The sequence below is a fragment of the Streptomyces mirabilis genome (assembly GCF_018310535.1).
Lineage (GTDB): Bacteria > Actinomycetota > Actinomycetes > Streptomycetales > Streptomycetaceae > Streptomyces.
This window is the reverse complement of sequence record NZ_CP074102.1, coordinates 5,633,559-5,648,680: the sequence shown is the minus strand read 5'-3', so window position 1 is coordinate 5,648,680 and position 15,122 is coordinate 5,633,559. Positions and strand designations below refer to the sequence as shown.

The following is a 15,122-nucleotide window of genomic DNA, read 5'->3' as shown; positions in this document are numbered from 1 at the left end:
ACATGAAACTCACCGTGGTCGGCGGAGGGTCGACCTACACGCCCGAACTCATCGACGGCTTCGCCCGGTTGCGGGACACCCTGCCCGTCGAGGAACTGGTCCTCGTCGACCCGGCCGCCGACCGCCTCGAACTGGTGGGCGGCCTGGCGCGGCGCATCTTCGCCAAGCAGGAGCACCCCGGCCGGATCGTCACGACCTCCGACCTGGACGCGGGCGTCGAAGGCGCGGACGCGGTCCTGCTCCAGCTGCGTGTCGGCGGCCAGGCGGCCCGCCAGCAGGACGAGACCTGGCCGCTGGAGTGCGGGTGCATCGGCCAGGAGACGACGGGCGCCGGCGGTCTGGCGAAGGCGCTGCGCACGGTCCCGGTCGTCCTGGACATCGCGGAGCGCGTCCGCCGTACCAACCCCGACGCCTGGATCATCGACTTCACCAACCCGGTCGGGATCGTGACGCGCGCGCTGCTCCAGGCGGGCCACAGGACGGTCGGGCTGTGCAACGTGGCGATCGGCTTCCAGCGGAAGTTCGCCGGAATGCTCGGGGTCGCCCCCGTGGACGTCCATCTGGACCACGTGGGCCTCAACCACCTCAGCTGGGAGACCGGGGTGCGGCTCGGCGGCCCCGAGGGTGAGAACGTCCTGCCGAAACTGCTGGCCGAACACGGCGACACGATCGCCGACGACCTGCGCCTGCCCCGCACCCTCGTGGACCGCCTGGGCGTGGTCCCCTCCTACTACCTGCGCTACTTCTACGCGCACGACGAGGTCGTACGGGAGCTGCGGACGAAACCGTCACGGGCGGCGGAGGTCGCCGCGATGGAGCGGGAGTTGCTGGAGATGTACGGCGATCCGGCGCTCGACGAGAAGCCGGAGCTGCTCGCCAAGCGGGGCGGAGCGTACTACTCCGAGGCGGCCGTCGACCTCGCAGCCGCGCTGCTCGGCGGGGGCGGCAGCCCCTACCAGGTGGTCAACACCTACAACAAGGGCACCTTGCCCTTCCTCCCCGACGACGCCGTGATCGAGGTGCAGGCGGCCGTCGGTCCGCACGGCCCGACACCACTGCCGGTCCTGCCGGTCGACCCCCTGTACGCGGGGCTGATGGCGGCCGTGACGTCCTATGAGGACCTGGCCCTGGAAGCCGCCCTGCGCGGCGGCCGCGACCGGGTCTTCCGGACCCTTCTCGCCCACCCCCTCATCGGCCAGTACGAGTACGCCGACGCCCTCACCGACCAACTGATCGCGCACAACCGGGAGCACCTCGCGTGGGCATGACGTCATCCGGACCCGGCGCCGGGACGGCCGCCGGATCCGACTCCGCGGGCATGGTCCTGGCCATCGACGCGGGGAACAGCAAGACCGACGTCGCGGTCGTGTCCGTGGACGGGCGGGTGGTCGGGGCCGCGCGCGGCGGGGGATTCCGGCCGCCGACGGTCGGGGTCGCCACGGCCGTGGACGCCGTGGGCGAGGCCGTCGCCCGCGCCTTCGCCGAGGCGGGCGTCGACTCCGTGGCCCATGTCTCGGCCTGTCTCGCCAACGCCGATCTTCCCGTGGAGGAGGAGCAGTTGGCGGCCGCGCTGCACGCGCGCGGATGGGGCACGAGCGTGGAGGTGCGCAACGACACGTTCGCGATCCTGCGCGCCGGGATAGCGGAGCCGCGCGGGGTCGCCGTCGTGTGCGGCGCGGGCATCAACTGCGTCGGCATGCGCCCCGACGGCCGCACCGCCCGCTTCCCGGCGCTCGGCCGGATCTCCGGTGACTGGGGCGGGGGTTGGGGCCTGGCGGAGGAGGCCCTGTGGCACGCGGCCCGTGCGGAGGACGGCCGGGGCGGGCCCACGGCCCTGTCCCGCACCCTCCCCGCCCACTTCGGACTGCCCTCGATGTACGCCCTGATCGAGGCGCTGCACCTGGAGCACATCGAGCACGACCGCCGGCATGAACTGACTCCGGTGCTGTTCGCGACGGCGGCGGAGGGTGACGAGGCCGCTCGCGCTCTCGTGGACCGGCTCGCTGACGAGGTCGTCGCGATGGCCACGGTCGCTCTGACCCGGCTCGACCTCCTCGCCGAGGAGACCCCCGTCCTCCTGGGCGGTGGTGTCCTTGCCGCCCGCCATCCCCAACTCGACGACCGGATCCGCGAACTCCTGTCGGCCCAGGCCCCCAAGGCGGTCCCCCACGTGATCTCGTCCCGCCCTGTACTGGGCGCCGCCCTCCTCGGCCTGGACCACGTCCACGCCCCCACCGAGGTCCACACCCGCGTACGGGCCTTCTACGAGGGGGGTTGAGGGCTTCCTCCCAGACCCCGGGTGGGTCTTTTGGGGGCGCGGGGAACTGCGCGACCAGCCCCCACCCACCCGCACCCGAAAAGAGCACCCCTCGCACACACCCCAATACCGGCACATTCGAAAGGGAACCGAACACACACCGGCCGCGTATTCATGGTCAGGGGGGACAGCGCGGAGCGCCCGCGCATCGTGCTGCCGTCCGAACGGGCCACCACTGTACGAAGGGTGGGCTGCAATCCGAACAAGATCGAGTCAAGGCCTGTGCGGATGTCAGTCCCGACGGCGATACTTGCGGCCGTGCACCTCTCTTCGTGCTCCCGCGCACGCGGGGGAGGTGACCGACGGATGACCATGGGGGAGGTCAAGTGACACAGCCGCCGAAGGGCACGGCGCCACCGGGGCAGCCGGCCACGCCCACGATGCCGGCCGTCCCGCCGCAGTCCGCCGCGACAGCCGCCCAGTACGGCCCGACGGCGACAGCGACGGCGCCGCGGTCCGGGCCCCCCTCGCCACCGGGCAGACCCGCCACGCCCGACACCGCTCCCGCACGCCGCACCGCCTGGGCGGAGGGCGTGGAGCGCCTGCGCGCCGCGGCGACGACGGAGCCGGGCCGGCTGCGCCTCATCGGCGCCGTCATCGCCCTCCTGGTCGTCGCGTTCGGCACGGTCACCGCCTGGCAGATGACGGAGCGTTCGAGCGCGGCGGACGACGTGCTGCACAGCAGCCAGCCGCTCAGCGCCGGCGCCGCCGACATCTACCGTTCGCTCGCGGACGCCAACACCGCGGCCTCCAGCGGCTTCCTCGCGGGCGGCCAGGAGAGCGCGGACACCCGCGACCGGTACGAGAAGGACATCCAAACGGCCGCGCAGGGGCTCATCACCGCCGCCGCCAACTCCGACCCGGGATCCCCGTCCACGGACACGATCGCCAAGCTCAACAAGCTGCTGCCGGAGTACAAGGGCCTGATCGAGCGGGCCCGCGCCAACAACCGGCAGGGCTATCCGCTCGGCGGCGCGTACCTGCGGTACGCGAACGAGAAGATGCAGCAGCAGATGCTCCCCGCGGCCGAGGAGCTCTACAAGCGGGAGAACGCCCGGCTGAGCGCCGACTACGCCGACGCGAAGCCCTACCCGTGGGCCGCGATCGGTCTCGGCGTCCTCGCGCTCGGCGGGCTCTTCTGGGCCCAGCGGCGCCATTACCACCGCACGAACAGGGTGTTGAACCAGGGACTGGTCGCCGCCACGGCCGCCTCCGCGGTCGTGCTCCTCTGGCTGGTGGTCGGGCACAGCGTGGCCCGGGCCGGGCTGAACTCCTCGTACGACCACGGGGTTCGCTCGCTGAACGTGCTGCACGACGCCCGGATCGCCTCCCTGAAGGCACGGGGCAACGAGAACCTGACGCTGGTCAGCCGGGGCGCGGAGACCAAGCAGGTGTCCGCGACGGAGGTCATGGACCTCTACGACTACGACTTCCAGCAGGACATGAAGACCCTCACCAAGGGCCTGGCGCTGGCCGAGGGCCTCGCCGACGACACGGCGGGCAAGAAGCCCGTCGAGGCCGCGACGGCCAACATGAAGGTCTGGAAGTCCCGCCACCAGGAGGCCCGCACGGCCGACGACGCGGGCGACTACCAGGGCGCTTTGAACAAGGTGATCGGTTCGGCGGCCGACAAGCCGACCGGCGAGTGCTTCGACGGCGTGGACACCAACCTCGCGGCGGCCCTGACGCACGAGGAGAGTGAGTTCAAGCAGGCGGCAGGCGACGGCCGGGACGCGATGAGCGGGCTCCCGGCGGGCGCGGCCGTCCTCGCGGTGCTGGCCGCGGCGGGCGCGCTGCTCGGCATCGGGCGCAGGCTTTCGGAGTACCGGTGAGAGGGGGAGCGGTGAAAGGGGGCATGGCGATGACTGCACGACGTCTGAGGGCGAGCCTGAAGGGCTGGGGCGGCGTGGGTGCGATGGCCCTCGCCCTGGTCGTCACCGCGGTCTTCGCCCTGTTGCTGCCGCTGAGCAGCGCCCACGGGGACGGCAGCACGGGCACCGGCGGCCAGGGCGTGGGCCAGGGCATCCAGGCGCGGGCCGACACGTGCACCGACCCGCAGGACCAGAGCCCCGCCCCGTCCTCCGACGACAGCGGCAAGACGATCACGGCCATCAAGCAGCGCGGCTATCTGTCGGTCGGCGTCGACCAGAACAGCTACCGCTGGGGCTACCGCGATCCGAACAACACGGCGAAGAGCAGCGACCTGGAGGGCTTCGACATCGATCTCGCGCACGAGATCGCGCAGGAGATCCTCGGCGACCCGAACGCCGTCCGTTTCCACGCCATCCCCACCAACCAGCGCATCCCCGCGATCAAGTCCGGTCAGGTCGACATGGTGGTGCGCACGATGACGATCACCTGCTCCCGCCTCAAGGACGTGGCCTTCTCCGCCCCCTACTTCCTGACCGGACAGCAGGTACTGGCCCCCAAGACCTCCGGCATCAAGGGGTACGACAAGACGCTGGCGGGCCAGCGGATCTGCTCGGCGGCGGGCTCGACGGCGTACGACAGGCTGTCGGCCGACAAGAAGGCGGGCACGCTCGCCTCCTCCGCGGACATCACCACCACCGTGCCCAACCAACTCGACTGCCTGGTGCGGCTGCAGCTCGGTCAGGTCGACGCCGTGGTGACCGACGGCGCGCTCGCCGCCAGCCAGGCGGCGCAGGACCCGACGGTCGAGCTGAAGGGCAAGACCTTCACCGACGACTACTACGGCGTGGCGATGAAGTTGGGCGCCGGCGATCTGGTACGCCGGGTCAACCAGGTGCTCGTGGACTACCGCAAGAGCGGCGGCTGGCAGGCCTCGTACACCAAGTGGCTGTCCGCGACCCTGAAGGCGGACTCCCCGTCGGCGACTCCGCCGACGGCGCACTACAAGTAACGGAAATCCGGGCAACGGCAGCGCGGACGACGCGGCCGGCGGGAACGCAAGCGACGGGCACGACCGAGAGCGAGAGGTGATCGATGGGCGTCACGGGACCCCCCGGGCCGGTGATGGACCGGGACGAGGTGGACCGTGCGCTGGCGCGGCTCGGCGCGGAGCACGAGGCCATCGAGACCTCGCTCCTCGCCCTGCAGGACCACGCGGGCCGCAGACTCCTCGAAGGCGCCGAGCTCACGGGTACGACCAACGAGCGCTGGTCGACCGCGGAGGCGTCGATCACGCTGCTGTGGGCGTACTTCGACGCGTACACGGACGCGCTGCGCTCCGCCCGCGACATCCGTTCCCGGCGGCGCTGGTCGAGCCGTGAGGACCTGGTCGAGCTGACCGAGCTGCTGCGCGGCGTGAGCATCACGGTCGCCGGCTCGACCACGGCCGCGGCGAACGCGCCGACGCTCTCCGGCACCGGCAAGCTCAGCGAGCAGTTCTCGCTGGTCGCGCTGGTGGAGCGGATGAACGAGCTGTACGCGTCCTCGCTCGACATGGTCGTCGCCGCGGACGCCGTCTGGTCCGCGCTGCCCGCCCGGATCGATTTACTGGCCGCGGAGCTCCAGCGCACCCGCCAGCTCGCGCACTCCGTGGGCGTACGCCCCGGTGAACACCCGGCGGGCGACGACCTGGAGCGGATCACCCGGACGCTGAGCACCCTGCGTCAGCAGGTCGTCTCCGACCCGCTGGCCTTCTGGGTGCCCACGAAGGGCAGTTCGGCGCCCGGCGGCGGACGTCCCGACACGACGACGTACGACCGCGAGGCGCGCGCCCTGGAGGACGTGCGCCGTGAGATCGACGCGGTGCTCACCGTCCGCCAGGACGCGGAGGCCCGACTCGTGCGGCTGCGGGACGTGCTCAGCCGCGCCGACCGCACGCTCGCGGAGGCGAGGAGCGCCCGCGGTGAGGTGCTGGCGAAGATCGCCGCGTCCGAGGTGCCGGCCGTCAGCGGGCCGCCGACGCTGCTGCAGGAGCAGTTGGCGACGGCTGCGGAGTTCCGCAGACACGCCCAGTGGCACCGTCTCTCGCCGCTCCTGGAAGCGCTGGAGGAGAAGGCCGAGGACGAGCTGCTGCGCGCCCGCGAGTCGTTGACCGCGGTCACCGCGCCGCTGGCGGTCCGCGCGGAGCTGCGCGGCCGCCTCGACGCGTACAAGGCGAAGGTGGCCCGGCACGGCCTCGCGGAGGACCCGTTCCTCATCGAGCGCTACGACGCGGCCCGACGCATGCTGTGGAGCGCGCCCTGCGATCTGCGGGTGGCGGAGGAGGCGGTGCTGCGCTATCAGCGGGCCGCCGTCGATCTGCTCAGCCCGCGGGTGCCCGAACAGGGCGGCCCCACCGACCGTAGGGGGCCCCACGCGTGAGCGTTGAAGGTGATGCAGTGTGAGTGAGCAGCAGAAGTGTCAGCGGCCCGGTTGCCCGGGGTCGTACGAGGACGTGGGCGGCGGCGAGCTGTACTGCGACACGTGCGGTCTGGCGCCCGTCGTCGCGTCGAACGGCATGGTGGGCTCGCCCCCGACCGGACTCACCGCGGGCGGCAAAGGCTCGCGCGGCTCCGGCAGCAGTTCGCGGGCGAGTTCCCGCAGCTCCAGTTCCCGTACGTCCTCGCGCTCCGCCCAGTCGCGGCGCTCGGTCTCCGGACGCCTGTCGCGCTCGCTGTCCGGCAACGCGACCGGCCGCTCGGTGTCGGTGCGCAGCTCGGGCTCGACCGCCGCCTCCAGTGGCCGCGGCCGGCTCGGCGTCGGGCTGGTGCAGGTGCCGGACGTGCCGCGGCCCGACCCGCGCGCGATGGTGCTGGAGAACCCGGAGGTGCCCGAGCGGAAGCGGTTCTGCTCGCGCTCCGACTGCGGGGCGCCGGTGGGCCGTTCGCGCGGTGAGCGGGTGGGGCGCACCGAGGGGTTCTGCACCAAGTGCGGTCACCCGTACTCGTTCGTGCCGAAGCTGCACACGGGCGACATCGTGCACGGCCAGTACGAGGTGGTGGGCTGTCTCGCGCACGGCGGGCTCGGCTGGGTCTACCTCGCCGTCGACCGCGCGGTCTCCGACCGCTGGGTGGTCCTCAAGGGTCTGCTCGACACCGGCGACCAGGACGCGATGGCGGCGGCGATCTCCGAGCGGCGCTTCCTGGCGGAGATCGAGCACGCCAACATCGTGCGGATCTACAACTTCGTGGAGCACTTGGACCAGCGGACGGGTTCGCTGGACGGGTACATCGTCATGGAGTACGTCGGCGGCAAGTCGCTGAAGGAGATCGCCAACGGGCGCCGGACGGGGGACGGGAAGCGCGATCCACTGCCGGTGGAGCAGGCCTGCGCGTACGGCATCGAGGCCCTGGAGGCACTCGGCCATCTGCACAGCCGCAATCTGCTCTACTGCGACTTCAAGGTCGACAACGCGATCCAGACCGAGGACCAGCTCAAGCTGATCGACATGGGCGCGGTGCGCAGAATGGACGACGACGAGTCGGCCATCTACGGCACGGTGGGCTACCAGGCGCCGGAGGTGGCCGAGGTCGGTCCGTCGGTGGCGAGTGACCTCTACACGGTCGCCCGCACCCTGGCCGTGCTGACCTTCGACTTCCAGGGGTACACGAACGTCTTCGTGGACTCCCTGCCGGACCCGGACAACATCGAGGTCTTCCGGACGTACGAGTCCTTCTACCGGCTCCTGGTGCGCGCCACCGACCCCGATCCGGCGCGCCGGTTCGCGTCCGCGCAGGAGATGGCGGAGCAGCTGACGGGTGTGCTCAGGGAGGTCGTGTCCCTCCAGACGGGCCGGGCGCGCCCGGCCCTGTCCACCCTGTTCGGGCCGGAACTGAAGGTCACGGACACGGAGTTGTTCGGGATGCTGGACGGAGACGTGTCGCGACTGGGGGCGCGGGTGGTGCCCCTACGGGGGAGAAAGCGCGCGCCCGCGCCGCCCCCCGGCGCCAACGGGGCGGGGGTGAACGGGACCCCGCCGCTCCCCCTCGCGCCCGCTCCGGCCCCGGCCCCGGCCGCTCTGGTCAAGCCGTTGAACGCCGCGGCCACCGCGCTCGCGCTGCCGGTCCCCCGCGTCGACCCGGGCGACCCCAACGCCGGTTTCCTCGCGGGCCTGATGGCCTCGGCGCCCGCGGAGCTGATCACCGCCCTGCACGCGGCGCCCACCGGCTCTCTGGAGCTGCGCCTGCGCGAGCTGCGGGCCCGGCTGGAGATGGGCGAACTGGCCAGTGCGAGCAGGGCCCTTGAGGCGCTGGAGGCGGACCATCCCGACGACTGGCGGGTGGTCTGGTACCGGGGCGTCGCGGCCCTGGCGACCGGGGAGCACGAGACCGCGGCACTGTCCTTCGACGCGATCTACGACGCCTTCCCGGGCGAGCCCGCGCCGAAGCTGGCCCTCGGCCTGTGCGCGGAGGTGCTCGGGCAGCTGGACAACGCGGGCGAGTACTACCGCCTGGTGTGGACGACCGACCCCAGCTATGTCAGCTCGGCGTTCGGCCTGGCCCGCGTACAGCTCGCGGCGGGCGACCGCCGCGGCTCCGTACGCACACTGGAGTCCGTACCGGAGTCGTCGATCCACTACACGGCGGCGCGGGTCGCGGCCGTGCGGGCGCGGCTGCGGCAGCGGCTGGCCGAGGAGGCGGCGGCAGCGGCGTTCCTGGACGATCTGACCGCCGCCGCGGGCCAGGTCGAGGCTCTGGACGGATACGGTCTGGACGCGGTGCGACGCGAGCAGTTGTCGACGGAAGTCCTTGGCTGCGCCCTGGACTGGGTACTCTCCGGTAGCCGGAGTTCCGCCCCGCACTCCGGCGGCGGACGGGTGCTGCTCGGAAGCGAGGTGGACGAGCGCGGTCTGCGTTTCGCACTGGAGCGTTCGTACCGCACGCTGGCCCGCCTCGCGCAGGGCGGCGAGGAGAGGATCGACCTGGTGGAACGTGCCAACCGTTACCGCCCCCGGACGTGGGTGTGATTGATGTCCCAGATGCCCCAGCCGACGGCCCTTTCGCGGTGCCCCAGTTGCGAGGAGCCCCTGGAGACGGGTGACCGTTTCTGCGGTGCGTGCGGGTACGACCTGTCGGCGGTGCCCACACCGCCCCAGGACCACCCCACGATCGCCATGAACGGCTCGTCGACACGCCCCTCCGAGGCCGCCGCGTCCCTGGACTGGCCCCTCGCGCCGGAGCCGGCGAGCTCCGACACGCCCGCGCCGGTGCACCGGGCGACCGACATCCGGGGCATGGACTCGGGCGGCTCCGAACTCCCGCACCCGGACACGGAGTCCGCAGGGGCCCAGCAGCCGGGCGACCACCCCTCGGGCGGGCAGCCTTCGGGCGTACGGTTCGACCGGCCCCCGGAGCCCGACGAGTACCCGCTCGCCCCGCCGGCCGAAGCCCCCGCCGGGCCCGTCGTCGATCCGCGGACCGCCGAGCTCGCCACACCCGTCACGCCCCCAGCGGGCACCAAACTGTGCGTCGCCTGCCGCTCCGGCCATGTGGACAGCGACGGCTACTGCGAGAACTGCGGGCACGCCCAGCCGCGCGAACGGGATCACATGGAGCAGGAGTTGGGTGCGGTGGCCGCGGTCAGCGACCGGGGTCTGCGCCACCACCGCAACGAGGACGCGTTCGCGATCTCCTCGACCGCGCTGCCGGACGGCTCGCCCGCGGTCGTCGCGATCGTCTGCGACGGGGTCTCCTCGGCGACCCGCCCCGACGAGGCCTCGCTCGCCGCGTCGCGGGCGGCGGGCGAGGCGCTGCTGGCGGCGCTGCCGCTCGGCACCCACCCTCAGCAGGCCATGCACGAGGCGATCCTCGCGGCCTCCGAGGCCGTCAACTCGCTGGCCGAGGCGCCCCCCGCGCACGAGGAGCACGCCCCGCACCAGAACGCGCCCGCCTGCACCCTCGTCGGCGCCGTCGTCACCCCCGCCCTGCTGATCGTCGGCTGGGTCGGCGACAGCCGCGCCTACTGGGTCCCCGTCGACCGGACTTCGCCCCCCGCCCGGCTCACCGAGGACGACTCCTGGGCCGCGCAGATGGTCGCCGCGGGCCTGATGAGCGAGGCGCAGGCGTACGCCGACGAGCGCGCCCATGCCATCACGGGCTGGCTCGGCGCGGACGCGTACGAACTGGAGCCGCACACCGCCTCTTTCAAGCCGGACCGGCCGGGTGTGGTGGTCGTGTGCACCGACGGACTGTGGAACTACGCGGAGGCGGCCGAGGAGATGGCCGAGGTCGTGCCGCTGGACGCCGCCGAAAGGCCCCTCCACAGCGCCCAGGTCCTGGTGGGTCACGCCCTGGACGGTGGGGGCCACGACAACGTAACAGTGGCCGTCGTCCCGTTCCCGGCCCCGCCACAGGGGGCAGGATCGGCCTGAGGCCGCGAAAAGGCGCAATCCGTGCCCACGGGGACGGCCTCGGACCGGAGGGGACCGGTCCGCATACAGTCATCGCCTCCGCCAACTACCGGAGGTCTTGAGGGGGACGAAGAAGGCATGGCCAATTTCTCGAAGTCGAACGTGCCGCAGTTCTCGGTCGACGTGTACCAGAACGAGTACCTGCCCGAGGGCGGCCGCGAGGTCAACGCGATCGTCACGGTGAGCGCCACCGGAGGCGGCACCGTCGGGAGCGCGGTCGGCGCGCCCCACCTGTACGCGGCGGGCCGGGGCCCGGACGCCGCCGTGGCGATCATGGTCGACTGTTCCGGCTCGATGGACTACCCGCCGACCAAGATGCGCAACGCCCGCGAGGCCACGGCCGCCGCGATCGACACCCTGCGCGACGGCGTGCACTTCGCGGTGATCGGCGGCACGCACGTCGCCAAGGAGGTCTACCCCGGCAATGGGCGCCTCGCGGTGGCCGACGCGGCGACCCGCGGCCAGGCCAAGGAGGCACTGCGCAGGCTGAGCGCGGGCGGCGGTACGGCGATCGGCACCTGGCTGCGCCTCGCCGACCGGCTGCTGTCCTCGGCCGAGGTGCCGATCCGGCACGGCATCCTGCTGACCGACGGCCGCAACGAACACGAGTCGCCGGAGGACCTCAAGGCCGCCCTCGACTCCTGTGCCGGACGTTTCACCTGTGACGCGCGTGGAGTGGGCACGGACTGGGAGGTCAAGGAGGTCACCGGGATCGCCTCGGCGCTGCTCGGCACCGCCGACATCGTCGCGGACCCGGCCGCCCTGTCCGCCGACTTCACACAGATGATGGAGACGGCCATGGGCAAGGAGGTCGCGGACGTCGCGCTGCGCCTGTGGACGCCGGTCGGCACCGAGATCAAGTTCGTCAAGCAAGTGGCCCCCACGGTCGAGGAGCTGACCGACCGTCGCTCCGAGGCGGGCCCGCGCGCCGGCGACTACCCCACCGGGTCCTGGGGCGACGAGTCCCGCGACTACCACGTGTGCGTCGAGGTCCCCTTGGCCGGAGTGGGCCAGGAGATGCTGGCCGCCCGGGTCTCGCTCGTCGTGCCGCAGGGCGACGGGGGCGTGCACAACCTCGGCGCCCAGGGGCTCGTCAAGGCCGTGTGGACCGACGACATGGTGGCCTCGACGAGGATCAACGCCCAGGTCGCGCACTACACAGGCCAGGCGGAACTGGCACAAGTCATCCAACAAGGCCTGGACCTGCGCAAATCGGGAGATGTCGACGGGGCAACGGCCAAGCTGGGCCGCGCCGTTCAGCTCGCGAGCGCGTCGGGCAACGCGGATACTGCGAAACTGCTTGCGAAGGTGGTGGACGTGGTCGACGCCGCGGCAGGTACTGTGCGATTGAAGGCAAGGGTCGAAGAGGCTGACGAAATGACCCTTGAGACACGGTCCACAAAGACTGTTCGTGTAAAGAAGTAGCGAGCCCGGTTCCCGTGGGGAACTGGAGAAACCCGGTCACAACGGCCGGAAAAGGAGAGGGGGAAGCGCCGACATGCCGACCTGCCCGAACGGACACCAGTCGGGTTCCGACGACTGGTGCGAGGTCTGCGGTCACCGCATGGCCGGTGCCGTGCCTCCGCCCCCTCCACCGCCGCCGCCCGCCTCCGGTTACGGCTATCCGCCGCCCGGCTCGCCCCCGCCCTCCGGTCCCGGCGGCCCCGGCGCCCCCGGTGGGCGCCCGCACCTGTCCGCCGTGCCCAATCCCGAGCCGGAGCTCTGCCCGCAGTGCCGTACGCCCCGTGAGGGCGGTGCGCCGTTCTGCGAGGAGTGCCGGTGGAACTTCCTGACGAACACGGCGACCTCGTACACCCCGGCGGCGCCGCGTCCGCAGTCGCCCGCGCCCGGAATGCCCAATCCGGCGCTGCGCTTCCAGCAGCCGCCGCAGGGGCAGCCGGGCGGCCCCGGCCCCGCGACCGGTCCCGGTCACGACCCGTTCGACTACCAGAGCTCGCGGCCCTCGCAGATGAACCGCCCCGCGGAACCGATTCCGCCCTACGGGCAGGATCCGTCGGGCTTCCGCGGCGACCCGTCCCGTCAGGGCGGTCCCGGTGGCCCTGGTGGTCCCGGCGGTCCAGGTGCCGGTCCCGGTGGGCCCGGTGGCTTCGGTGGTCCTGGTCCCGGCGGCTTCGGTGCGGACCCGTCCCGTCCGGTTCCGCCGCCGCCCGGGCCCACGCCCGGCGGACCCGGTGGCCCCGGCGCCCCGCAGGCCTTCACCCAGCAGCCGGCCGCGCCCGCGTTCCCGCAGCAGGGTCCGCCCGGGCCCGGCGGTCCGCAGTCCGGGGGCCCGTCCTTCGGCGGCGGTGACGACGACTGGGTGATCTCCCCGCCGTCGGGCAATTCGCCCGGAGGGCCGGGTGGCCCCGGCGGCCGCCCCGGTGGTCCCGGTGGTCCCGGCATGGGTCAGGGCGGCGGCTACGGCTATCCGCAGCCCGGCGCCACCCAGGCCCCGCCCGGCCCCGGTCCCGACTACCAGCAGCAGCGGCAGCCGCTGTCCTGGAGCGCGACGATCGGTCCCGACCGCGAGTACTTCATGGCGATGATGCAGCGCTCCGGCCCCGAGGCCGCGGGCCTGAACCTGCCCGCGTACTCACCGGAGCAGCAGCGCCCGCTCACCGGCAACCAGATGACGATCGGCCGCCGTCGGCACTCCACCGGCGACACCCCCGACATCGACCTCTCGGTGCCCCCGGAGGACCCGGGCGTCTCGCACCAGCACGCGGTCCTGGTCCAGCAGCCGGACGGCAGCTGGGCGGTCGTCGACCAGAACTCGACCAACGGCACCACGGTCAACGGCGGCGAGGAGCCCATCCAGCCCTTCGTGCCGGTCCCGCTCCAGGACGGCGACCGGGTGCATGTCGGCGCCTGGACGACGATCACCATCAGGCGAGGCTGACGGCGGAGGTCGCGGCAGGGGCCACAGCGGGATTCACGACAGGAGTCACGGCAGCGGCCAGGCGTGCGGCCCCTCGGGGTCGTCCAGCCACGCCCAGGCGTCCGCGCCGTCGACCGTGACCCCGTACCGCTCGCGCACGGGCCGGTTCTCGCGTTCCCACAGCTCGTACAGCTCGTACGCCTCGTACGGGTCGAGGCCGCGCCCTGCCAGGGTCAGCAGGAACCGGAACAGCTCGTCGCCGCGGGCCCGGCGCGGCAGCTCGCGCAGGTCCTGCGGCTCCGACTCCTCGGGCCGGCTCTCGCCGCGCAGGGGCACGAAGTAGGCCGGCGTGTGCAGGAAACGCCCCTCGGCGTGTCCGGCGTCCCGGACGCGCAGCGCGATCAGGCCGGTGGCCAGCGGCGCCAGGATGCGGGCGCCGGGACGGCATTGGGCGAGCCACGGCCGCGGGATCGAGGTCAGCGTGCAGGTCGCGATGATCCGGTCGAAGGGGGCGCGCTCGGGGACCCCGCGGGCGCCGTCCGCGGTGACGACGGTCGGGTGGTATCCGGCGGCGGCCAGGTGCCGGCGGGCGGACTCGGTGATCTCCGGGTCGAGGTCGACCGTGGTCACCAGGCGGTCGCCGAGGCGGTGGGCGAGCAGCGCCGCGTTGTAGCCGGTGCCGGCGCCGATCTCCAGGACGGCGTCTCCCTCCCGTACCTCCAGCGCGGTCAGCATCATCGCCATCAGCGAGGGCTGGCTGCTGGAGGAGACCAGCTCGCCGTCGCGCACCCGGGTGGCCAGCGGGGCGTCCGCGTAGGCGCCGCGCACCCAGTGCTCACGGCTGCGCGGGTCGGGGTCCTCGCCCCACACCCGCTCGAAGCCGCCCACGGCACCGACGTAGTAGTACGGCACGAAGAGGTGGCGCGGGACCTCCTCGAACGCCGCCCGCCACACCGGGTCGGCGGCCCAGGCCCCACTCCGGTCGATCTCGCGCACCAGGGCGGCCCGCGCCAGGGTGGCGAGGTTGTCGAGGTCGTGGTCGTGGTCGTGGTCGTGGTCGTGGTCGTGGTCGAGAGCGTGCCCGCTCATACCTCCACTGTGCGGCGGGACGGGCCGCGAGGCGAGTGCCGCACCCGCTGGGGCGCTGGGCCGCTGGTCCTAAGCCTTGCGTCCTCGGTCACCCGGTCTGAGACGATGGTGAGGTGAAAGAAATTCGGCGCGGCACGCTTCAGGAGCAGACCTTCTACGAGCAGGTCGGCGGCGAGGAGACCTTCCGGCGCCTCGTGCACCGTTTCTACGAGGGAGTGGCCGAGGACCCGCTGCTGCGGGCCATGTACCCCGAAGAGGACCTGGGCCCGGCCGAGGAGCGCTTCACGCTGTTCCTGATCCAGTACTGGGGCGGCCCGACGACGTACAGCGACAACCGCGGTCACCCCCGGCTGCGGATGCGGCACGCCCCGTTCGCCGTCGACCAGGCGGCGCACGACGCCTGGCTGGCGCACATGCGCGTGGCCGTCGACGAGCTCGGCCTCTCCGAGGAGCACGAGCACACGCTGTGGAACTACCTGACGTACGCGGCGGCGTCGATGATCAACACGGCCGGCTGAGAG

The 15,122-nt window shown here is 72.6% G+C and carries 11 protein-coding genes; 10 read left to right on the top strand and 1 reads right to left on the bottom strand.

Annotated features, from left to right (window positions below):
- Nucleotides 1–2: 2 nt before the first annotated feature.
- From SMIR_RS24900 to SMIR_RS24860, 9 genes are all read left to right on the top strand, one after another.
- Complete coding sequence (locus SMIR_RS24900; protein WP_168491622.1) at nucleotides 3–1,268, top strand: 6-phospho-beta-glucosidase; 1,266 nt, start codon at nucleotides 3–5, stop codon at nucleotides 1,266–1,268.
- A complete protein-coding gene (locus tag SMIR_RS24895) occupies nucleotides 1,265–2,278 on the top strand; it encodes an N-acetylglucosamine kinase (protein ID WP_248002928.1) in 1,014 nt (337 codons plus the stop codon). Before SMIR_RS24900 ends, SMIR_RS24895 begins: the two co-directional genes overlap by 4 nt.
- A gap of 419 nt (nucleotides 2,279–2,697) precedes the next feature.
- Nucleotides 2,698–4,149: a GlnX family signal transduction membrane protein gene (locus SMIR_RS24890; protein ID WP_249938635.1), complete on the top strand. Its 1,452-nt coding sequence runs from the start codon at nucleotides 2,698–2,700 to the stop codon at nucleotides 4,147–4,149.
- 29 nt (nucleotides 4,150–4,178) lie between these two features.
- On the top strand, nucleotides 4,179–5,198 hold the full coding sequence (locus SMIR_RS24885; RefSeq protein ID WP_212727405.1) for a glutamate ABC transporter substrate-binding protein: 1,020 nt from the start codon (nucleotides 4,179–4,181) through the stop codon (nucleotides 5,196–5,198).
- 83 nt (nucleotides 5,199–5,281) lie between these two features.
- On the top strand, nucleotides 5,282–6,607 hold the full coding sequence (locus tag SMIR_RS24880; protein WP_168491629.1) for a hypothetical protein: 1,326 nt from the start codon (nucleotides 5,282–5,284) through the stop codon (nucleotides 6,605–6,607).
- 19 nt (nucleotides 6,608–6,626) lie between these two features.
- The gene (locus tag SMIR_RS24875; protein ID WP_168491631.1) at nucleotides 6,627–9,191 is read left to right on the top strand and encodes a serine/threonine-protein kinase; all 2,565 of its coding nucleotides are present in this window, start codon (nucleotides 6,627–6,629) and stop codon (nucleotides 9,189–9,191) included.
- Entirely contained in the window at nucleotides 9,192–10,595 is a 1,404-nt protein-coding gene (locus SMIR_RS24870) for a PP2C family protein-serine/threonine phosphatase (protein ID WP_212727404.1), read from the top strand.
- 117 nt (nucleotides 10,596–10,712) lie between these two features.
- Entirely contained in the window at nucleotides 10,713–12,059 is a 1,347-nt protein-coding gene (locus SMIR_RS24865; RefSeq protein ID WP_168491636.1) for a vWA domain-containing protein, read from the top strand.
- Between the two features lie 73 nt (nucleotides 12,060–12,132).
- A complete protein-coding gene (locus tag SMIR_RS24860; RefSeq protein WP_168491638.1) occupies nucleotides 12,133–13,533 on the top strand; it encodes an FHA domain-containing protein in 1,401 nt (466 codons plus the stop codon).
- Between the two features lie 45 nt (nucleotides 13,534–13,578).
- Here the strand turns inward: SMIR_RS24860 and SMIR_RS24855 are convergent, their stop codons facing one another.
- On the bottom strand, nucleotides 13,579–14,601 hold the full coding sequence (locus SMIR_RS24855; protein WP_212727403.1) for a methyltransferase domain-containing protein: 1,023 nt from the start codon (nucleotides 14,599–14,601) through the stop codon (nucleotides 13,579–13,581).
- Between the two features lie 113 nt (nucleotides 14,602–14,714).
- Here SMIR_RS24855 and SMIR_RS24850 point away from each other — a divergent pair, with 113 nt between their 5' ends.
- Entirely contained in the window at nucleotides 14,715–15,119 is a 405-nt protein-coding gene (locus tag SMIR_RS24850; protein WP_054231791.1) for a globin, read from the top strand.
- The last annotated feature ends 3 nt before the right edge of the window (nucleotides 15,120–15,122 follow it).